Source organism: Sinomonas notoginsengisoli (genome assembly GCF_021554725.1).
GTDB lineage: Bacteria > Actinomycetota > Actinomycetes > Actinomycetales > Micrococcaceae > Sinomonas > Sinomonas notoginsengisoli.
In genome coordinates this window covers 225,805-246,503 of the sequence record NZ_JAIZDP010000004.1, presented here as the reverse complement: position 1 = coordinate 246,503, position 20,699 = coordinate 225,805, and the positions used below count along the sequence as shown (strand labels likewise).

16 protein-coding genes and 2 riboswitches are annotated in these 20,699 nt (G+C 68.7%); of the genes, 9 read left to right on the top strand and 7 right to left on the bottom strand.

What is annotated here, in order from left to right:
* Nucleotides 1-99, bottom strand: a riboswitch (SAM riboswitch).
* A 129-nt stretch (nt 100-228) separates the two neighbouring features.
* Nucleotides 229-340, top strand: a riboswitch (SAM riboswitch).
* Between the two features lie 40 nt (nt 341-380).
* From LF262_RS09940 to LF262_RS09930, 3 genes are all read left to right on the top strand, one after another.
* Nucleotides 381-863: a flavin reductase family protein gene (locus LF262_RS09940; RefSeq protein WP_235780159.1), complete on the top strand. Its 483-nt coding sequence runs from the start codon at nt 381-383 to the stop codon at nt 861-863.
* A gap of 94 nt (nt 864-957) precedes the next feature.
* Nucleotides 958-1,869, top strand: a complete 912-nt coding sequence (locus LF262_RS09935) for an oxygenase MpaB family protein (protein ID WP_235780158.1) — start codon at nt 958-960, stop codon at nt 1,867-1,869.
* A gap of 204 nt (nt 1,870-2,073) precedes the next feature.
* A complete protein-coding gene (locus LF262_RS09930) occupies nt 2,074-2,367 on the top strand; it encodes a DUF503 domain-containing protein (RefSeq protein WP_235780157.1) in 294 nt (97 codons plus the stop codon).
* A gap of 12 nt (nt 2,368-2,379) precedes the next feature.
* On the opposite strand, the gene LF262_RS09925 is transcribed toward LF262_RS09930, so the two are convergent.
* Nucleotides 2,380-2,844, bottom strand: a complete 465-nt coding sequence (locus LF262_RS09925; protein WP_235780156.1) for a hypothetical protein — start codon at nt 2,842-2,844, stop codon at nt 2,380-2,382.
* A gap of 111 nt (nt 2,845-2,955) precedes the next feature.
* Here LF262_RS09925 and LF262_RS09920 point away from each other — a divergent pair, with 111 nt between their 5' ends.
* On the top strand, nt 2,956-4,674 hold the full coding sequence (locus tag LF262_RS09920) for an LssY C-terminal domain-containing protein (RefSeq protein ID WP_235780155.1): 1,719 nt from the start codon (nt 2,956-2,958) through the stop codon (nt 4,672-4,674).
* A gap of 279 nt (nt 4,675-4,953) precedes the next feature.
* On the opposite strand, the gene LF262_RS09915 is transcribed toward LF262_RS09920, so the two are convergent.
* Complete coding sequence (locus LF262_RS09915; RefSeq protein WP_235780154.1) at nt 4,954-5,364, bottom strand: VOC family protein; 411 nt, start codon at nt 5,362-5,364, stop codon at nt 4,954-4,956.
* 10 nt (nt 5,365-5,374) lie between these two features.
* Nucleotides 5,375-5,818 carry a helix-turn-helix transcriptional regulator gene (locus LF262_RS09910; protein ID WP_235780151.1) on the bottom strand — a complete coding sequence of 148 codons (444 nt, stop codon included), beginning with the start codon at nt 5,816-5,818 and terminating at the stop codon, nt 5,375-5,377.
* Between the two features lie 166 nt (nt 5,819-5,984).
* Here LF262_RS09910 and LF262_RS09905 point away from each other — a divergent pair, with 166 nt between their 5' ends.
* The 3 genes from LF262_RS09905 (at nt 5,985) to LF262_RS09895 (ending at nt 10,541) form a co-directional block, all read left to right on the top strand.
* Nucleotides 5,985-8,081 carry a phosphocholine-specific phospholipase C gene (locus tag LF262_RS09905; protein WP_235780148.1) on the top strand — a complete coding sequence of 699 codons (2,097 nt, stop codon included), beginning with the start codon at nt 5,985-5,987 and terminating at the stop codon, nt 8,079-8,081.
* 101 nt (nt 8,082-8,182) lie between these two features.
* Nucleotides 8,183-9,376, top strand: a complete 1,194-nt coding sequence (locus LF262_RS09900; protein WP_235780146.1) for an alkaline phosphatase family protein — start codon at nt 8,183-8,185, stop codon at nt 9,374-9,376.
* A gap of 142 nt (nt 9,377-9,518) precedes the next feature.
* Nucleotides 9,519-10,541: a zinc-dependent alcohol dehydrogenase family protein gene (locus tag LF262_RS09895; RefSeq protein WP_235780144.1), complete on the top strand. Its 1,023-nt coding sequence runs from the start codon at nt 9,519-9,521 to the stop codon at nt 10,539-10,541.
* Here the strand turns inward: LF262_RS09895 and LF262_RS09890 are convergent.
* Genes LF262_RS09890 through purS form a run of 4 tightly spaced genes read right to left on the bottom strand, consistent with a single transcriptional unit; the run spans nt 10,519 to nt 16,399 of the window.
* Nucleotides 10,519-12,975, bottom strand: coding sequence for an HAD-IC family P-type ATPase (locus LF262_RS09890; RefSeq protein ID WP_235780142.1), 2,457 nt, complete (start codon nt 12,973-12,975; stop codon nt 10,519-10,521). The two genes, LF262_RS09895 and LF262_RS09890, sit on opposite strands and share 23 nt — an antisense overlap.
* A 22-nt stretch (nt 12,976-12,997) precedes the next feature.
* Nucleotides 12,998-15,343 carry a phosphoribosylformylglycinamidine synthase subunit PurL gene (purL, locus tag LF262_RS09885; protein WP_235780141.1) on the bottom strand — a complete coding sequence of 782 codons (2,346 nt, stop codon included), beginning with the start codon at nt 15,341-15,343 and terminating at the stop codon, nt 12,998-13,000.
* Nucleotides 15,340-16,119, bottom strand: coding sequence for a phosphoribosylformylglycinamidine synthase subunit PurQ (gene purQ, locus LF262_RS09880; RefSeq protein ID WP_235780139.1), 780 nt, complete (start codon nt 16,117-16,119; stop codon nt 15,340-15,342). Before purQ ends, purL begins: the two co-directional genes overlap by 4 nt.
* A gap of 1 nt (nt 16,120) precedes the next feature.
* The gene (gene purS, locus LF262_RS09875; RefSeq protein ID WP_235780138.1) at nt 16,121-16,399 is read right to left on the bottom strand and encodes a phosphoribosylformylglycinamidine synthase subunit PurS; all 279 of its coding nucleotides are present in this window, start codon (nt 16,397-16,399) and stop codon (nt 16,121-16,123) included.
* 159 nt (nt 16,400-16,558) lie between these two features.
* Between purS and LF262_RS09870 the strand changes: the two genes are divergently transcribed.
* Nucleotides 16,559-16,969: a YchJ family protein gene (locus LF262_RS09870; protein ID WP_235780136.1), complete on the top strand. Its 411-nt coding sequence runs from the start codon at nt 16,559-16,561 to the stop codon at nt 16,967-16,969.
* A 412-nt stretch (nt 16,970-17,381) separates the two neighbouring features.
* Complete coding sequence (locus LF262_RS09865; protein ID WP_443729156.1) at nt 17,382-20,519, top strand: S8 family serine peptidase; 3,138 nt, start codon at nt 17,382-17,384, stop codon at nt 20,517-20,519.
* Nucleotides 20,520-20,699: the final 180 nt, after the last annotated feature.

Genomic DNA, 20,699 nt, shown 5'->3' with positions numbered 1-20,699 from the left:
ACTCCATCGTTTCTGGCGGTAGCACCTGTGGCCCGGTTGCGGGAGCCATGGTTGCTGCGGCGTCAGGGAGCCAGATCTCTCGGCCGCTCGGGATGGTCACTCCACCTTCGCGCGCCGGACGCAAGGTGCGCAAAGGAGGCGTGGAGGTGCACGTAACAAATGTCAATGTTTCTTTCTGTTTCCCTGTGCTGGACGCCACGGCGGAGCCTTCCGTAGTGTGAAGGACTGGATCAAGAGTCCCGGCGCTAAGCTCTGGCTGGCCGGGCGGCAACCCTCTGACGTAGTGGGGTGCCCCAGATGAGGATTCGGCCGCGGTGGCCATCCGTGGCAAGTACGGCGCCTGAAAACCATGGGCGTCCGGCCAACTGCTGGAGGAACTCATGACCGCCACCCCGCTCGACCTTGTGACGGGCGCCGACCTGCGCCGCGCCATGGGCTGTTGGGCCACCGGGATCGCGGTCATCACCACCGCGGACGGCGGCACCATCGCGGGCCTCGTGAGCAACTCGTTCACGTCGATCAGCCTTGATCCGCCGCTCGTCTCGTGGGCGGTGGACAAGAAGTCGAGCTCGTACGCGACCTGGATCAACACCGACAACTACGCGGTGCACATCCTGTCCGAGTCGCACAGGGACCTCGTGGCGCGGTTCGCGGCGAAGGGGGCGGACAAGTTCGCGGGACTGGCCTGGGAGCCCGGACTGCTGGGCTCACCGATCGTGGCCACGGACGTCCCGCGCGTCGAGTGTCGTCTCTGGCAGCGGGTGGACGCGGGGGACCACGTCATCCTGATCGGCGAGGTTGTCAGCGTCTCGGGCCAGGACGACTTCCGCCCCCTCACCAACCACGTGTACTGGGCAAAGTAGGCAATTCCTGCTGGGGCCCCGGCTCCGTTTCACCGGAGGGGGCCCCAGCGGCGCCCTGGTTCACACATCACGGCTCCCGCCGTAGGCTTGGCATGTGTTCCTTGACCTGCTCGGTCCCCTGCGCACACGCCTCCGCCTGACATTTTCGGGACAGTCCGAGAGCGTGCCGGCGTGGGAGACGGCTCTGGAGCAGGGCGAGGACGCGGGTTACTTCGCCCCGAACTCAGCCGTCTGGGCGGTCCATAGCTCGATGGCGCCGATCGCTAGCGGGATCAGGGCATTGTTGACCCAAGCGCTCCACCCGAGAGTGCTAGCGGGAGTCGTGGACCACTCGAACTATCGCTCGGATCCGCTCGCGCGGCTCGCTGGGACTATCCGCTGGATCTTCACGGTCACTTACGGGGACACCGAGGCGGCGCAACGTGCGTCCGAACGGGTCCGCCACGTGCACTCATCTGTGACGGGGACCTATATCTCCGGCAAGGGCGAGTTCCTGCCGTACTCGGCGAACGATCCGGACCTCGCCGAGTGGGTGCACCTCGCCTTTACTGACGCATTCCTGCGCAGCTACGAGGCGTTCGATGGGCCGGTGCCCGGTGGCGCGGACGCCTATGCTTCCGAGTGGGCCATGGCGGGTGAACTCATGGGCGTGGCCCATCCGCCGCGGACCAATGCCGCGCTGCTGGCCCGGATCGACGCGTACGACGCCGCGGGGCAGCTCGCCGGTGGACCTCGGGTTGACGAGGTGGTCGCCTTCCTGCGGCACCCGCCACTCGATCCGCTCCTGCGCCCGGGCTACGCGGTGCTGTTCGGCGCCGTGCTCGAGACGATGCCGCAGCGGCACTTGGACCTACTGGGACTCGCGCGGCCGCGCCTCGGTCCCGTGCCGCTGCCGATGGCCGGCGCGGCGAAGGCGACCCTTTCCGTGATCGGCAGGGCCCTCGGCCCGGTCGGGCCGAGCGAGGCGGCCGCCCGCCGACGGCTCGGCCGCCTCGGCCTCCTGTGACAGCGCCGCCCCCCGCATCCAGTTGAGGGGTCACTTCCCAACGTTGAGAGGTCATGTCTCAAAGGTCAATGTGCTGACATTGGCCACTCAAGCGTGGATGTGACTCCTCACCGCCGCCTGAAACGTTGCACCGTTCCCTTGACTTCCCAACCCCTCAGCCTTGGGATGTGACCCCTCAACGCCAGGGCTGGGGAGAATGGGCGTATGTGGATCGCCTGGATCGAGCTGGATCTGCTGCTCGGGGACGTGCACTCCCTCAAGGAGAAGCGCTCAGTGATCCGGCCCATCATCGCCGACGTGAAGAAGCGCTTCGAGGTTTCCGTCGCGGAGGTGGGGGACATGGACTTGCACAGGCGGGCGAAGATCGGAGCGGGCCTGGTGAGCCCAGACAGGGCGCACACGCTCGAGGTGCTCGACGCCGTCGAACGCCTCGTTGCGGGCCGCCCGGAAGTGGACCTGCTCAGCGTGCGTCGGCGCGAGGCGCATAGCGAGGACTGAGACCCTGGCGGCTCAGCGCACGAACAGCATCACGACGTGCAGCACGCTTAGCGCCGCACCCGCGACAGCCATGGCGGAGACGCGTGCGGCCAGCACCTTCGACCGGGCGAAGGAGCCCCAGGCGGCCAGCGCCGAGGCGGCCAGGGGCCCGGCCGAGAGGAACGCGCCGATCCAGGGCACCACCCCGAGGGTCAGGGCCATGATCCCGAAGCCCAGTGAGATGGCACCGAGGACGGTCGCCAGCCGCGATAAGGGCTTGGGCGCCCGCCGCGGCATGTTCCGCCGGTGGGGCTGTGCGGACGACGGCGCGGGCTCGCCACGGCGGGCGACCTCGCCGCGGCGCCGGCCGTCCGGCACAAGACCGTCGATTCCCTGCGACCCGGGCACGTGCGAGCCGACGGGCGGGACCCCGTCGGGCCAGTAGGCGCTCGGGTCCCGGTAGGGATTTCGCCGGGGGGCGTTGCCGGGAATGCTCACCGTTTGATTATGGCCGCTGGGGGCACCCAGCGGAGTAGGGGTTCGCCCTGAGCGCACCCTGAAACTGGATACGCGCAGGAACCACTCAGGAAAGTGCGGAGAATCTGCCTTATGGCGCTGGAGACCGGACACGATCGTCGCGAAAGCTCCCGGACGCACAGGACGGGCGCGGGCGGCCATCTCCTCGTGGCGCTGCTGGCCCTGGCTCTCGCGCTCGCCGGCTTGTATGCGGTGAGGACCCTGACGCTGTTCGTCTCGCCGATGCTGTTCCTGACGGCGATCTTCCTTGAAGCCGTGTTCATCACGGTGTTCGTCTTTGCCCTGGTCAGGGCGCTGACCCTGCCGGGGCGGATGCTGCGCTCCCTCGCGGCATCGGCGTGGACGGGCCTCGGCTCGAACGAGTATGTGGTGCGGGCCAAGACCTCCAACGCTGCGTGGGCGAGGTGGCTGAGGAACAGGTTCAAGGACACAGCCACGGGGATCTGGCTGACCGCGACAGTGGTGGTGGCCGCCGTGCCCTTCGTGAACTTCCTCGGAGTCGCGCTCACCACCGGGAACGGCGGCCCTCTGGCCCAGATCGATGAGCGGATTGCGAACCTCATGCCGAAGGTCAGGACCTCGGGGGAGACGGACTTCTTCGCCGCCGCGACGATGCTCGTGAACTGGCAGTCGCTCATCCTCCTGACGGTCCTGGCCGCGGGCTTCCTGTGGTGGCGGCGTCGGCGCTTCCTTGCTCTTGCAGTGATTGGGACGGTGGTAGCCCAGGAGCTCCTCGCGGACGTGGCCAAGCAGATCGCCCATCGTCCGAGGCCGGATGCCTCTCTGGCGCTTCTCGTGCAGGGCCCTCTGGGCTTTCCGAGCGGGCACGCGATCCGCGCCACCGTGGTCTACGGCCTCATCGCCTACCTGCTCGTGAAGGCCTACCGTTCCACGGCGGCCCGGGCAGCGATCATCGCCGCCTACCTCGTGGTGGTCCTGCTCGTCGGGATGAGCAGGGTGTACCTGGGCGTGCACTTCGTCAGCGACGTATGGGGCGGGATGTTGCTCGGGGCGACCATCCTGGCGGTGCTCGTCGGATTCCTGGAGATCGCGACCCGGTTCCCGGTGGTCAGGCACAAAAGGAGGTCCGACCGCGCGGGGCGGGTGTTCGCCGTCGTGCCCGCCATAGGGATACTCTTCGCGCTCGTCGCTGCACCTGAGCTGATCCATCCGCAGGAGCACCTCGCCGAGCGGCATAGTCAGGAACTGCCAGCGCTGGACCCGGCGTCGCTTGCGAGGCTGCCGCTCTACAGCGAGACTCTCACGGGAGACCACATGGAGCCCGCAAACTTCATCTTCGTGGGATCCGAGGACCAGCTCGTCCGGACATTCGAGGGCCACGGCTGGGACCGGGCCGACCCCTCCACGTTCGCCAACACCCTCCGGGCCTTCGCGGTGGGCTTCCAAGGCGGGCAGTACTCGACGGCGCCGGTGACACCGTCGTTCATGGCCGGGCAGCCCGAGGCGATCGCCTTCCAGAAGGCAACAGCGGCCCAGTTGCTGCGCCAGCGCCACCACACCCGCATCTGGCGCACCGACTTCACCGCGCCGGACGGCCGCCCCATCTGGGAGGCCACGGCCAGCTTCGACGACGGCATCGAGTTCGCGGGCGCCGCGAAAGTGCCCACGCACCACATCGACCCGAACATCGACGGCGAGCGCGCCTACATCATCGGCTCGCTCGGATACCCCGAGCAGCTCGTACCCGTGACCCACCCGCAGATGGGCCGCAACGGCAGCGGCGACGAATTCTTCACGGACGGCAAGGCCGAGCTCGTGGTCCTGCAGTGATTCAGCCGGCTAACGCGGACGACGGCGCTGGGGCCGGTCCCGCCTGCGTGGCCGGTTCGCGATGGCGCACCGCCAGGTATGCGCCCGGGGACATGCCGTAGGCACGGGTGAACTCGCTGACCAGCTCGCGCGGCGGCATGCCGACGCCGTGCGCGAGCGCCGCCACGTCCAAGGGCAACGTGTGCTCTCGGTCGATTTGATCGCGTACCCGCCGTACCCGCGCGAGTTCGTGCGGGTACGGCACGGCTGCGCGAGCAGGCGCCCACGCGGGGAGGCACATCAGCGGATTTCCTGGATCCGGATGTGGTTGCCAGCGGGGTCACGGAACGCGCAGTCGCGCATGCCGTACGGCTGCTGCGTGGGCTCCTGGATGACCTCGGCGTCGGTGGCCTGGACCTTCTCGAAGACCTCATCGAGGTTGGGCGTGGCCAGAAGGATCCACCCGTAGGTGCCCTTGGCCATCATCTCGGAAATCATCCGGCGCTCGTCGTCGGTGATTCCTGGGTCGGTGGCAGGCGGGGCCAGGAGGATGGACATGGTGGGCTGGGCGGCGGGGCCGACCGTGATCCAGCGCATCGTGCCCTTCCCGACGTCCTGGCGGATCTCGAAGCCGAGGGCGTCGCGGTAGAAGGCGAGGGAAGCCTCTGGATCGACGTGGGGGAGGGCGGCTGCATGAATGGTGAGTTCCATGAGGACAACGCTAGGCGCGCACCGCGGGGCGTGCTTCTCGATTCCTGACCGGTCTCGACACCTGCTTGGCGATGCACGGCAGCATGCCCTCGGTGACGTCCGTGCCCTGGTCCCGGTAGACGCTGGGCGGCACGCCCACGAGCTCCGAGAACCGCGTGCTGAAAGTGCCGAGAGAGGAGAAGCCGACCTCGAAGCACACCTCCGTGACGCTGAGTTCTCCGACCCTCAGGAGCGCCATGGCCCGCTCGATCCTGCGGGTCATGAGGTACTGGTACACCGACTCGCCGTAGGCCTGGCGGAACTGCCGGCTCAGGTGGCCGCCGGACATGTGCACGCCACGGGCGAGGGCCTCGACGTTGAGCGGTAGCGCGTACTCGCGGTCGATCCGGTCCCGCACCCGGCGCAGGAGTGCGAGATCCCGGAGGCGAGGGCCAAGGGCTGGTCCGGTGTCCACGTGCACGATCGTGGCAGGCACTCGCCGCGCTGTCGAGCATCGCGCCGCCGCTTCCATTCCCTGCATGTTCAGCGGGGCATCACAGGCCGTTCACGGGGATGTAAGGACTGACCACAAGAGTGGTGAGGCCTGGGGGGCCGTCAAGACCAGTGACTAGGAGTAGTCCATGACAAGCCTGAACCGTCGACGTTTCCTCCAGCTTTCGGGGGCTGGGGCCGCGACGACCGCGATCTCACAGATGCTCGGCCAGAGCATAGCCCGCGCCGCGAGCATCCCCGCCAACCGTGCTACCGGCTCGATCAAGGACGTCGAGCACGTCGTGGTCTTCATGCAGGAGAACCGCGCGTTCGACCACTATTTCGGCACGCTCAAGGGTGTGCGCGGGTTCGGCGATCCGCACCCGGCGATCCTGCCCAGCGGCAAGGACGCGTTCCACCAGGCAAACCTCACCCGCGAGGTCACGCCCTTCCACCCGACGGCGCAGAATCTCGGGATGCAGTTCATGGAGGACCTGGACCACAGCTGGGAGCAGACGCACCTCGCGTTCAACGCCGGCAAGAATGACAAGTGGCTGCCGGAGAAGACCGACGCCACGATGGCGTTCTACGAGCGTGAGGACATCCCGTTCCACTTCGCGCTCGCGGACGCGTTCACGGTCTGCGACCAGTACCACTGCTCGGTCCTCGGCCCCACGGACCCGAACCGGTACTACATGTTCGCCGGCGGCGACGACCCGTTCGGCAAGGGCAACGGCAGCGGCGTCGGCGGCGGCCCGGACCTGTGGAACGCCGAGACGGGTTACACGTGGAGCACCTACCCGGAGGAGCTCGAGAAGGCAGGCGTGAGCTGGAAGGTCTACCAGGACATCGGCGAGGGCCTCGATCCGGCGCACTACGAGGGCTGGACGGGCAACCCGTACATCGGCAACTATGGCGACAACTCGCTCCTGTACTTCCTGCAGTACCAGAACGCCAAGCCGGGCACCCCGCTCTATGACAAGGCGCGAACCGGCACGAACCTCTTGGGCGGCCACGACGACTTGTTCCGCATCTTCCGGGAGGACGTCAGGAACGGGACCCTTCCCCAGGTCTCCTACGTCGTGCCACCCGAGACGTACACGGAGCACTCGAACTGGCCCCCGAACTACGGCGCCTGGTACACGGCGAACATCCTGGACATCCTCACGTCCAACCCGGAGGTGTGGAGCAAGACCGCGGTGCTCTTCATGTACGACGAGAACGACGGCTTCTATGACCACATCGTCCCGCCGCACCCTAACAACCCGCAGATCCCGGGTGCGTCCACGGTCTCGACCTACGGCGAGTGGTACGACGGGCGCATGACGTCCTCCGGCAAGGCCGATGTCCCCGGCCACTACGGACTGGGCGTCCGTGTGCCGATGATCGTCGTCTCGCCGTGGAGCATGGGGGGCTGGGTCTGCTCCGAGACGTTCGACCACACCTCGATCGTCCGCTTCCTCGAGGCCCGCTTCGGGGTGAAGTCGCCGAACATCACGCCGTGGCGCCGCGCGGTCTGCGGTGACCTCACGAGCGCGTTCGACTTCTCGGCCAGCGGGGGTGCCGTCCCGACGATGCCGGGCACCGCGGCCTACAAGCCGAGCGATGCGGACATTGCGAGCGCCAAGAGGTACCCGAGCTACGTGCCGGTGCCGCCCACGGTCAACACGATGCCCACCCAGGAGAAGGGCATCCGCCCCTCCCGGGCGCTTGGCTACGCGCTCGACCTCGAGGCAACGCTCGACGCCGGCACCCTCAGCGCGCACTGGACGAACCGCGGTGCCCTCGGCGCGCACGTGCAGGTCCGCTCGAACCTCCTGCCCCAGGCGCCGTACTCCTACACGATCGGAGCGGGCGCAGCGCTCGACGCCTCGTGGATCCTCGGCCCCGAGTACGACGTGCAGATGCACGGCCCGGCCGGCTGGTACCGGAGACTCGCGGGCACGACGGCGGCCGCGGACGTCCGCGTGAGTGTCGCCGCCGACGGCAAGGCCGACCACGCCCAGTTCCGCATCATGAACACGGGCGCGGCCAAGGCCGAGCTCACGCTCAAGGACGCGTACGGCAGAGGGTCGCAGTCGCTGTCGCTCAACCCGGGCCAGGGCAAGACTGTCGTGGTCCCGACCCAGGGCGGATGGTACGACCTCACCGTCACCGCCTCGGCCGACCCCAAGTTCGTCCGCGTCCTCGCCGGACGCCTTGAGAACGCCGGAACCCTCACGAGCGACCCGCAGCTGGGCCGCTGACCTCGGTGTCTGGCAGGGGAGCCCCCGCCAGACACATGCTCCGACGCCGTAGTACACCCATGCACCCCGCTGCCCGGGGCGCAACCCGAAAGGACACACCCATGCTCAATGTGCTCAAGAGCCGCGCCGCAGGGGCGGTGATTGCGGTTGCCGCCGCCGTCACACTGACCGGCGCTGCCGCCGTCTCCGCCACTGCAGCCTCAGGGGGAGCAGCGGGCGCGAATGCCCAGAGCGGCCCCGACCACGTGTTCGTCATCATGATGGAGAACCACGGCCGCGACCAGATCGTCGGAAACACGGCCGACGCACCATACATCACGTCGCTCGCCCAGAGGTACAACGAGGCGACCAACTACCACGGCGTGACCCACCCGAGCCTGACGAACTACCTCGCCGCGATCTCGGGAGACTTCCAGGGCATCTGGGACGACTGCAAGGCCGGCGTCACGGTTAAGTGCGCCCCCGAGGAGTTCATCCCTGGCCCGGGCGAAGACCAGCTGGGCGCGTTCCTGACCGCGGCGCAGATCGCGAGCGCCTCGGCCACCCCGCACATGTTCTCGGGCAAGAACATCGTCGACCAGCTTGAGTCCAACGGCCTGTCCTGGAAGGCCTACATGCAGTCGATGCCGGGTGTCGGCTCGAACGTCGAGTACGCGCCGACGATCGGCGGCAAGACCGTCAAGCTCTACGCCCAGAAGCACAACCCGTTCATGTACTTCTCGGATATCGTGAACAACCCCGCGCGGACCTCCAAGATCGTTCCGCTCGAGAACAACCTCTCGGCGGACCTCGCCTCGGGCAACGTTCCGAACTTCGTGTGGATCAGCCCCGACCAGTGCCACGACATGCACGGCATCTCCCCCTCGAGCGCGAAGCTCATCAGCAACGAGACGTGCGGCTACCCGGCCTCCGGCCTTGACCATGGCGCGATCAAGCTCGGCGACGACTACGTCAAGCAGCAGGTTGCGCAGATTATGGACTCGACCACGTGGAAGACCACGAAGTCGAGCATCGTCCTCGTGTGGGACGAGAACGACTACTCAGGGTCCTCCGGCGGCCCCGGCAGCCCCGTGGGTGTGAGCACCCCCGGTGGGACCACCCCGGCGGTCCTTGGCGGTGGCGACGCCCCGTTTATCGTGATCAACTCGGCCGAGGGCCCGCACAAGACCACGGACAAGCTCTCCGACCACTACACGCTGCTCTCGACGATCCAGCACATGTGGCACCTCGGCTGCCTCGCCAACACCTGCTCCCCGACTACCTCCGGCACGTTCGAGGAGCTCTTCCGACCCTGACCAGACGGCCCCTGCCTCACGGGACTCAGTCCGGGAGCATTTCCACGGGGTCTAGTCCCGACGGCCTGCCCACGACCACGCAAGGGCAGGCCGTCGGCGTTTCCGCCTGTCTCTCCCGCGCCTCGGGAGCAAGAATGGCCGCATGCGCGCTTGGTGGGTTGACGTTCCCCGTTCCGCTCGGGCTCATCCAGGGCCGCTCGTGTTCGGCGAGCGGCCCGATCCCGTGCCCGGCCCGGGCGAGGTGCTCGTGCGGGTCTTGGTCTGCGGCGTGTGCCGCACCGATCTGCACCTCGCCGAGGGCGACCTCGCGCCGCGCCGGCACGGCGTCATCCCCGGCCATGAGGCCGTGGGCCGTGTCGAGGCGCTCGGGCCGGGGTCGGAGCGCTTCGTGGTCGGAGACCGGGTGGGAATCGCATGGCTGCGCGGCACGTGCGGCGAGTGCCGCTTCTGCGCCTCGGGCCGCGAGAACCTCTGCGAAGCACCCCGGTTCACCGGGTGGGACGACGACGGCGGGTACGCGGAGCTCGCCGTCGTGCGCGAGGACTTCGCCTACCGCATCCCGGAGGAGTTCGGGGACCGCGACGCCGCGCCCCTCCTATGCTCGGGGATCATCGGGTACCGGGCGCTCAAGCGCGCCCAGCTCCCCGACGGCGGCCGTCTCGGCATCTACGGATTCGGTGGGAGCGCGCACATCACGGCCCAGCTCGCGGTGCACCGCGGCGCGGCCGTGTACGTCATGACCCGTTCACCGAAGGCGCGCGAACTGGCCCTCGAGCTCGGCGCTGCCTGGGCCGGAGGCGCCGCGGACGAGCCGCCCGAGAAGCTCGATTCCGCCATCCTGTTCGCGCCCGTCGGCACGCTCGTCCTGCCGGCACTCGCCGCGCTGGACCGCGGCGGGACCCTCGCGGTTGCGGGCATCCACCTCAGCGACATCCCGGCTCTGAACTACCATGAGCACCTCTTCCAAGAGCGCCAGCTCCGCAGCGTTACTGCCAACACTCGCGTCGATGGTGAGGAGTTCTTCCGGCTCGCGGAGGAGATCCCGATCCGCACCACCACGGTGCCCTACGCGTTCGAGGACGCCGGCCGCGCGCTCGCAGACCTCGCGGAGGACCGGATCACCGGCGCGGCCGTCCTCGAGCTCACACCTGCAGCCGGCGCCTGAGAATCTGGTGCGCGGCCTCGATGACCACACACGCCCCTGCAGCGAATGCGAGCGCTGCGATCGTGAGCTGGAGGTCCGGATCCGCGAGCTGATGGTAGGCGAGCGAGGCCGGCACCGTGAGCACCGCCACGATCCCGGCGTACATCGACGCCACCAGGAGCACTCGCCAGACGTTGAGCGGCCGTGCCGCGACCGTGAGGACCCACAGGCCGGAGGCGGTGAGCGTCAGGAACGCGGCAGCCTCGATCTGCTCCTGGGAGGACTCGGTGGCCCACCGCCCGTAGGCGTAGAGGCCCAGGATCGCAATGGCCATCGCGAGTCCCGAGGGGAGCGCCATGAGGATCGCCCGTCGCAGGAAGCCCGGCATATAGCGGCGGGCGTTGGGGGCGAGGGCCAGGACAGCAGCGGGGAAGCCGATCATGAGGAAGTCGGACGTGGAGAGCTGCCGCGGGAGGAACGGGAACCCCCACGTGAGGGCGCCGAAGCCGACCCCCAGCAGGAACGCGTAGATGGTCTTGGTCAGGAACAGCTGCGAGACTCGCTCGATGTTCGCGATGATCCGCCTGCCTTCGGCCAGCACCGCGGGCAGGCGCGAGAACCGCCCATCGAGGAGCACGAGCCGCGCGACAGCCTTGGTTGCGGGGGCGGCGTTCCCCATGGCGATCCCGAGGTCCGCGGCCTTGAGGGCGAGGGCGTCGTTGACGCCGTCACCCGTCATGGCTACGACGTGCCCGCGTGACTGCAGGGCCAGAACCATTGCCTCCTTCTGCTCGGGCCCGACCCGGCCGAACACGCTGTGCCGCTCGAGGGCGTCTGCGAGCTCCGACGGGTCTTCGGGCAGAGTCCGCGCGTCGACGGGTTGGGCCACGTCCATCCCGGCGCCCCGTGCCGCCGCGGCCACTGTGAGCGGGTTGTCGCCCGAGACGACCTTGAGCGCCACGCCCTCCTTGCGGAAATAGGCGAGCGTCTCCGCCGCGTCGGTCCGCAGTCGCTCGCGGAAGGTAAGCACGACGACGGGCCTCGCCTCGGCGGGCAGCTCACCCTTCTCGGGGAGCCGGACGGCGCGGCACAGCACCATGGCGCGGAGCCCGCTGTCCGCGGCCGCGGCCGCCATCTGCCCGGCCGCCTCTCCCGCGGGGCCGTCCACCAGAAGGGCTTCCGGGGCACCCAGCAGCCATGCGCCGTCGGCATTGCCGCCCTCGAACTGCACTGCGCTCCAGCGGCGGGCCGAGGAGAACGGGACGATCCTGGTCGGCTCCCGGTCCGGGAGGTCGGAGAAGCCCTCCGCGAGTGCCGCCGCACTCGGGTTCGCCTCCGGGTCCGCGCCGATCCAGGCAAGCACCCGTTGCCACCCCGGAGTGGAGTCGGTCTCGGCGCCAGAGGGGACAGGGGCCGCCGACTCGAAGCGGATCCCACCCTCGGTGAGCGTTCCTGTCTTGTCGAAGCAGAGGACGTCCACGCGGGCCAGCACCTCGACTGCGGCGAGCTCCTCGACGAGGACCTCACCCCGGGCGAGGCGGAGGGTCGCCAGCGCGAACGAGATGGTGGTCAGCAGCGCCAGGCCCTGCGGGATCATGATGGTCACCGAGGCGATGGCGGCGACCACGGCATCGCGCCAGGCCCCTGATCCGAAGGACTCGGCCCAGCCGCCGGCGGCCTGCATCTGGCCATTGAGCACTACTGCGATCATCGGCACCAGTGCCACGCTGATCCACCGCACCACCCTGTTCAGGGCTTCGCGCAGCTCGGACTTCACCTCGCTGAAGCGACGCGCCTCGGTGGTGAGCCGCGCCGCGCGGGAGGCGGAGCCGAGGGCGGAGACGCGGAAGCTGCCGTTGCCCGAGACAACGGAGGAGCCCGAGGACACCGCTGCGCCCGCGGCCTTCGGCACGGGTTCGGACTCGCCCGTGAGCATCGATTCGTCCAGATCGAGCTCGTCGGTCCGCAGTACCGTGCCGTCGGCGGGGATCTGGTCGCCGCGGCGCAGCAGGACGATGTCGTCCATCACGATGTCCTCGGGCCTGACCTCAACCGGGGCCCCGGCCCGGAGGACGCGGACCGGGTCGCGCTTGAGCAGGGCGAGCTTGTCCAGTCGGCGCTTCGCCTCGAGCTCCTGGGCGAAACCGACGACCACGTTGGCCACCGCTGCGGCGAGGAACATGAGGTCCAACCAGCGGCCCAGCAGCACGAGCGTCAGGCCGCACAGCCCGAGGATGAGGTTGAAGACGGTGAGCAGGTGGGTTCGGGCGATCTGCCAGACGGAGCGCGAGGTGCGCCGGTCCATGGCGTTGACGAGGCCGGCTGCCGTCCGGGCGGCCACCTCGGCCTCGTTGAGGCCGGTGAGACCCGTGGCACCGGCGGGTCCGGCGGCAAGCGATGGCCCCGTCGGGGACGCGCGGGGGCGCAGCTGTTCCTCGGGCGGGGCCACCGTCATCTGCCTCGTCTTCTCGCGGGGCTCAGCCGAAGTACTTCGGCAGCGTCCCCGCGTTGGCTTCGCGCAGCTGGTTCAGCCGGAGGTCGAAGAGGCCTTGGATCTCCAGTGACGTCGCGAGCACATCCACCACACCGAGCCGGACCACCGGGTAGTTCCGCGCAGAGGCCATGTCGTTGAAGCGGACCTCCTCGGAGCGGGGCACGGCCACCACGGCCCGGCCCTGGGACTCGGAGAAGAGCGCGGTGAACGCGTCCACGCCGTCCCGCTCGCACAGGTCCCCGAGCGAAACTCGGGCACCGACACCGAAGCGCAGCGCCATCTCGGACAGGGCTGCGGCCAGACCGCCCTCGGAGAGATCGTGGGCCGAGTCGATCATGCCGTCACGCGAGGCGTTGATGAGGATCGCACCGAGGGTCTTCTCCGCCGCGAGGTCGAGCTTGGGCGGGAGGCCGCCGAGGTGCCCTCGGAGATTCGCGAACTCGGAGCCGTCCAGCTCGTCGCGCGTGGTGCCAAGGAGATAGATCGCCTGGCCGTCCGCGTTCCTCTGCCAGCCCGAGGGGGTGCGGCGGGCCACGTCGTCGAACCTGCCGAGGACGCCGACCACCGGGGTGGGGTGGATCGGCGTCGTTCCCGTCTGGTTGTAGAGCGAGACGTTGCCGCCGGTCACGGGGATGCCGAGCACCTGGCAGGCGTCGGAGAGGCCGCGGACGGCCTCGGCGAACTGCCACATCACCTCCGGGTCCTCTGGGGAGCCGAAGTTGAGGCAGTCCGTGACGGCCATCGGCACAGCACCCGAGGTGGCGACGTTGCGGTAGGACTCCGCAAGGGCGAGCTGCGCGCCTGTGTGCGGGTCGAGGTAGGCGTAACGGCCATTCGCGTCCGTCGAGATGGCGATGCCGAGCCCGGTCTCCTCGTCCACCCGGACCACGCCGGCATCGTCGGGGGAGGCGAGGGCCGTGTTCCCGCCCACGTAGCGGTCGTACTGCTTCGTCACCCAGGACTTGTCGCACATGTTCGGGCTCGCCATGAGCTCCAGCACTGCCGCCTTGAGCTCCTCGCCCGTGGACGGCAGGTCCTTGTCGGCAGCGGAGGCGCGGAACGTGTCCGCCTGGACGCCGTCAAGCCACTCCGGGCGGGAGAACGGGCGGTGGTAGACCGGACCGTCGACCGCGACGGTGCGCGGGTCGACGTCGACGATCGTCTCGCCCTCCCACGTGATGACGAGCCTGCCGTCCTCGGTGACCTCGCCGAGCCATGAGAACTCGACGTTCCACTTCTCCATGACCTCCTCGAACGCCTCGACGTTCTCCGGGGTCACCACGGCCATCATGCGTTCCTGCGACTCGGACATGAGGATCTCGCCCGGGGTCAGGGTGGGGTCCCGCAGCAGCACCGAGGTCAGCTCGATGTGCATGCCCCCGTCGCCGTTGCTCGCGAGCTCGCTCGTGGCGCACGAGATGCCCGCTGCGCCGAGGTCCTGGATGCCCTCGACCAGAGAATGCTTGAACAGCTCGAGGCAGCACTCGATGAGCACCTTCTCGGCGAAGGGGTCGCCCACCTGGACGGCCGGGCGCTTGGAGGGCTTCGAGTCGTCGAAGGACTCGGACGCGAGGACGGACGCGCCGCCGATCCCGTCGCCGCCCGTGCGGGCTCCGAACAGGACGACCCTGTTCCCGGAGCCCGAGGCGTTCGCGAGACGGAGGTCCTCATGCCGCAGCACGCCGACCGCGAGCGCGTTCACGAGCGGGTTGGCCTGGTAGACCGAGTCGAACACGACCTCGCCGCCGATGTTCGGCAGGCCGAGGGAGTTGCCGTAGCCGCCGATGCCGGAGACGATGCCGTGGACGAGGCGGGCCGTGTCGGGGTGGTCGATCGCGCCGAAGCGCAGCGGGTCCATGACCGCCACGGGCCGCGCACCCATCGAGATGATGTCGCGCACGATCCCGCCGATCCCAGTCGCGGCGCCCTGGTACGGCTCGACGAAGGACGGGTGGTTGTGGGACTCCACCTTGAACGTGACGGCCCAGCCGTCACCGAGGTCCGTCACACCGGCGTTCTCGCCGATGCCCACCATCATGTCCTTCTTCATCTCGTCGGTGAGCTTCTCGCCGAACTGGCGCAGGTGCACCTTGGAGGACTTGTAGGAGCAGTGTTCGCTCCACATGACCGAGTACATCGCGAGCTCGGCGGCGGTGGGGCGGCGGCCGAGGAGCTTGACGATCTCGTCGAACTCGTTCTCCTTGAGGCCGAGCTCGGCCCACGGGAGCTCGGTCTCGGGGGTCTGGGCGGCGTGCTCGACCGTGTCGATGTTGAACTTCTTGGCCGTCGCCGCGGTGTTCGCCACTGTCGTCGAGTTCCCTTCGGTCACTTCGTGCCTCCCGCAACGAGCGTGGTCAAAACGGATGTGAAGAACCCGAGCCCGTCCGTGGAGTAGCTGGGGGTGTCAGGATCGAGCGGGCCGAACCCGGGCTCCACGGCGTGCTCGGGGTGAGGCATCAGGCCCACCACGTTGCCGGCGGCGTTGGTGATGCCCGCGATGTTGCGCCGCGAGCCGTTGGGGTTCCAGCCGACGTAGCGGAAGGCGACCCGGCCCTCGCCCTCGAGCTCGTCGAGCGTCTTCTCGTCCGCGACATACTGGCCGTCCTGGTTCTTCAGGACGATCGTGATCTCCTGGCCGGCCGCGTACTGGTTGGTCCACGCCGTCTGGTTGTTCTCGACGCGCAGCACCTGGTCGCGGCAGATGAACTTGAGGTGGTCATTCTTGACCATCGAGCCGGGGAGCAAGTGTGACTCGGTGAGGATCTGGAAGCCGTTGCAGATGCCCAGCACGGGGAGCTTCGCGTCCGAGTTCGCAGCATCGACGATCTTGCCCATGAGCGGGGCGAACCGCGCGATCGCACCCGCGCGCAGGTAGTCGCCGTAGGAGAACCCGCCCGGGAGCACTACGGCGTCGACCTCACTGAGCGCGCTGGGCGAGTCATCCGCATGCCAGAGCGGCACGGGAGTGGCGCCGGAGAGGCGGACGGCGCGGGCGGCGTCGCGGTCGTCGAGGGTGCCGGGAAAGGTCACGACGCCAATCCTGGCGCCAGTCAGCGGGGCCGGCTCGGGACCGCTCAGGTCTGCGATGAGGGGAGTCTCGCCCATGTCAGTTGGCCTCGGCGTCCTGCGTGCCGGCCTCGTCGAGCACTGCGACGTTCACCACGTCCTCGATCACCGGGTTGGAGAGCATCGTGGAGGCCGCGTTCCGGGCCTGCTCGAGGATCTCGTCCGTCACCGGGCCCTCGACGGTGAGCTCGAAGCGCTTGCCCTGGCGTACCCCGCTGAACGCGGTGAAGCCCAGACGCGGCAGTGCGCCGACGATCGCCTTCCCCTGCGGGTCCAGAATCTCGGGCTTGGGCATGACGTCGACAACGATCCGCGGCATCGAAGGAGGCTCCTTGGATAGGGAAGGGGGCACCCCGATTCTACCGGAGAGGCAAGCGGCACCCTCACCCGGCAGGTCACTGGCTGGGCCGACTCCCGCTGTGACGTGGCTCTTGGAGGTTGCCGCCTCGCCGAGCAGCCGCACCGCTACGCTGTCGGCATGCCACTCGCCCCCGACGCCCGATGCCCCTGCGGAAGCGGGGACGTCTACCGCGCCTGCTGCGGCCGCTTCCACTCCGGACTGCAGGCCGGCACGGTGGCCCCTACAGCGGAGGCACTCATGCGCTCGCGCTACTGCGCCTTCGCCATCGGCGGTCCTGGCATGTCCGAGTACCTCAGGGCCACGTGGCACTCGTCCACGAGGCCCGCCACGCTGGAACTCGACGAGGCCACGCAGTGGCGACGACTCGCCGTCGTGCGCACGACGGCGGGTGGTCCCTTCGACGCGAACGGCACCGTGGATTTCGAGGCCCGCTATCGGGATGAGGGCGGGCGCGGGGTGCTGCGCGAGCACTCGAGGTTTGTCCGCGAGGACGGGCGCTGGTTCTACGTGGACGGCGACATCGGCTGAATCCGGGCACGAGAGAAGGGGCGCGTCGGCTGTGACACGCCCCTCACGGCATCTGGCTTTCTGTTGAGTGTTTGACGGAATCCGGCCTCTTCGAGTCCGGACCGCGGCGGGGGTTCGAGGCCTCAACCCTCCTGCGGTGTTCCGGCGTACGTCTCTTGCGCTGCCTTCGCCTCCCTAGTCGTCCTTGACTTCACGTTTGGCGATTCGGAATCTACTCCGACGCGGGCGGGAAAGAGCCGCCCTATTAGGGCATATTTGATTGTGCTATTCCGGCCTGTATCCACCGGTCGTCACGTTCCATCAAGGATCCTGTGTGAAAGCTTGGATTGCGCTGTCAATTGACTGGTGTGAAGCAGTCATTTCGGGTAGCTTATGGCCATTCCTCCAGTGGTGGAAGTCACATCCTCGCCCCATGAAAGGTCCCCACGTGAAGAGAGAATCCCTGCGCGGCGCACGGCCGCGACTGCAGCGGCTGGCCGCGCTCGCCCTCGGCCTCCCGCTCGCACTCACGGCCGTCGCGCTGCCGGCGAACGCCATGCCCGACATCACGCCCAACGCCCCCGCGGCCTCGGGCGCACCCGAGTCCGGGAAGGTCTACCAGGACGGGCGGTACGTGGTTGTGCTGGCCGAGCAGGCGGTCGCCGCCTACGAGGGCGGCACTCCCGGCTACGCCGCAACGAAGCCCGAGACGGGCCGCAAAGTGGACGTCGGCAACCAGAACGTCAAGGTCTACGAGGCCCACCTGCGCAACGCCCAGCGCGAGGTGGCCAGCCAGCACGGAGTGGCGGTGGGACAGCAGTTCACGACGGCGCTCAACGGCTTCACCGCCGAGCTCACCGCCGCGAAGGCCCAGGAGCTGGCCAAGGACGCCAAAGTGCTCACGCTGTCCAAGGACGAGCAGTTCGCGCCCGACTACACTTCCAACGACTTCATGAAGCTCTCGGGCCCGCAGGGCTCATGGGCCACCCAGTTCGGGGGCCAGGAGAACGCAGGCAAGGGCACGGTCGTGGGCGTCATCGACACCGGCTATGCCCCGGACAACCCCTTCCTCGCCGGCGAGCCGGTCGCGCCGCTCGCGAACGGTGCGACGCCCCAGATTGGTGTGCCGTACCGGGACGCTGACGGCAAGATCGCCATGCTCAAGGGGGACGGGACCACGTTCACCGGAGAGTGCCAGCCGGGGCAGGCCTTCGACGGTACGGCATGCAACTCCAAGGTCATCTCCGCGCGATACTTCGCCGACGCATTCCTGAAGTCGGTCCCGCCCGCGAAGAGGGCACCGCAGGAAGTCATCTCTCCGGTGGACATCGCCTCCCACGGTACGCACACGTCGTCGACCGCAGCGGGCAATGCCAACGTTCCGATGACGATCGCCGGCACAGACTTCGGCAAGAGCTCCGGCGTGGCGCCAGCCGCGAAGGTCGCCGTCTACAAGATCTGCTGGGAGGACACGGACCCCACCACGGGCGGCTGCTACACCTCGGCTTCGATCGCTGCCATCGAGGCCTCGATCAAGGACGGGGTCGACGTCCTGAACTACTCGATCTCGGGCAATACCAACTCGACCACTGACCCCGTGGCGCTCGCGTTCCTCAACGCGGCCTCGGCGGGCATCTTCGTTTCAGCCTCGGCGGGAAACTCGGGCCCTGCGGCCTCGACCGTCAACCACTCCTCGCCGTGGCTCACGACGGTAGCAGCCAGTACCTTCCCCGGCGACCTCGTCGGCACGGTCGAGGTGTCGGACGGTTCGAAGTACCGCGGAGCTACCGTGATGAGCGGCCAGGTCAAGGACGCGGCGCCCATTGTCGCGGCTGCCGCCGCGCTGCCGGGTGCCACCGCCGCGAACCTCTGCACAGCCAACAGCCTCGACCCGGCCAAGGTCAGTGGCAAAGTCGTAGTCTGCGACCGTGGCGTGATCGCGCGCGTCGACAAGAGCGCCGAGGTCAAGCGGGCCGGCGGCATCGGGATGATCCTGGTCAACCTCACCCCAAGCTCGGAGGACTCCGACCTCCACTCGGTCCCGACAATCCACGTCAACGCCCCCGAGGGCCCGGAGCTCAAGGCCAAGATCGCGGGCAATCCAGCGCTCACGGTGAGCCTTCTCAAGGGCGACTTCACCGGCAAGCCCCCCGCGCCCACCCCCCAGATCGCCGGGTTCTCCTCGCGCGGCCCATCGCTCGCCTCGGGCGGCGACCTGCTCAAGCCGGACATCTCGGCTCCGGGCGTGAACGTCCTGGCTGGAGTCTCGACCGTGGGCAATGCCGGCGAGCAGTTCGGCTTCATGTCCGGCACTTCGATGGCGGCCCCGCACATCGCTGGCGTCGGAGCGCTCGTGCTCAGCAAGAACCCGAAGTGGTCTGCCGCCATGGTCAAGTCCGCCATGATGACCACCGCCTACCCGCTGGTGAACCGCGACGGCACCCCGAACCGCAACCCGTTCGACGGCGGCGCGGGACACGTCAATACGACCAAGGTCACCGACCCAGGCCTCGTGTACAACGCCGGCCCGAAGGACTGGAACGCGTTCATCAACGGCCAAGGCTACCCCTCGAGCGATCCGCAAGCGGGTTCCATCGCGGCCAAGGACGTCAACGTGCCATCGATCGCCCTCGGCTCCCTCGTGGGCGAGGTCCAGGTCAAGCGCCAGATCACCGCGCTCGTCCCGGGCATGTACCGGCCGAAGGTGGACCTGCCCGGCGTCTCGATCCTCGTCGAGCCGCAGGCGCTGAACTTCGCCAAGGCGGGCCAGACGCGCGAGGTGACGCTGACGATCAAGAACGTCTCGGCTCCGCTCGGGAAGTTCACCACGGGCACGCTCTCCTGGGTCGGGCCCCGCACGGTCACCTCGCCCCTCGCGGTACGTCCCGTGGACGCCAAAGTCGATCCGAGCTACAGCTTCTCGTCAGCCAGCGGCGACGGTTCGGGAACGTTCTCCCTGACCTCCGGAACGGACAGCCCGATTCCGGTGGGTGTCGAAGGGCTTGCCCCGGTCGCCCAGAAGGCCGTCACCAAGACCCCCGGCCAGCCCGCGAAGACGGACAACGCCGCCAACGCCGTTGTCGCCGTGAGTGTGCCCGCGGGGCAGAAGGTTGCCCGGTTCGGCGTCAACGCCGCCGACCAGCATGCTGACTGGGACATGTATGTGTTCGCGCCGACCACCTCCGGCGGCTACAGGCAGATCACCGTCGCGACGGCGAGCGCGAGTGAGTCCCTCGAGCTCGCCAACCCGCTCCCTGGCACCTACTACATCCTGGCGAACCTGTTCTCGACCCCGGACACCGGGCCGTCCAACGCGACCGTCTTCGCGGCGACGTGGGCCGGGGACGCCGGCAACGCGTCGGTGACGCCGGACCCGATCGTGGCCCCCAACGGTTCCCAGGCGACCGAGGCCCTCTCCTGGAAGGGACTCGCGCCGGGCGCCTACATGGGCCGGCTCACGTTCGGCGCCAATGGGGTCCGCAGCTGGGTCGACGTGACGGTCGGCTCCGGTGCGCCCGCCCCGGCCGGTGCCCCCGAGATGGCATCCGTCGACCGCATCCCGGGACAGTGACGCGTTAGCCTCACTCACAGCACCCGCAAGCTGCCCAGTCGGCGCCGTCCTCCCCCGGACGGCACCGCCGGGGCAGCCGCGTCGGGGGTCACGTCCGTCCGGTCCAGGAGTCACCCCGCCGCTGACGAGCAGCCATGGCTGCCACCACCCGTTGGGGGCGCGGTCAGGCGGGCGCAGGCG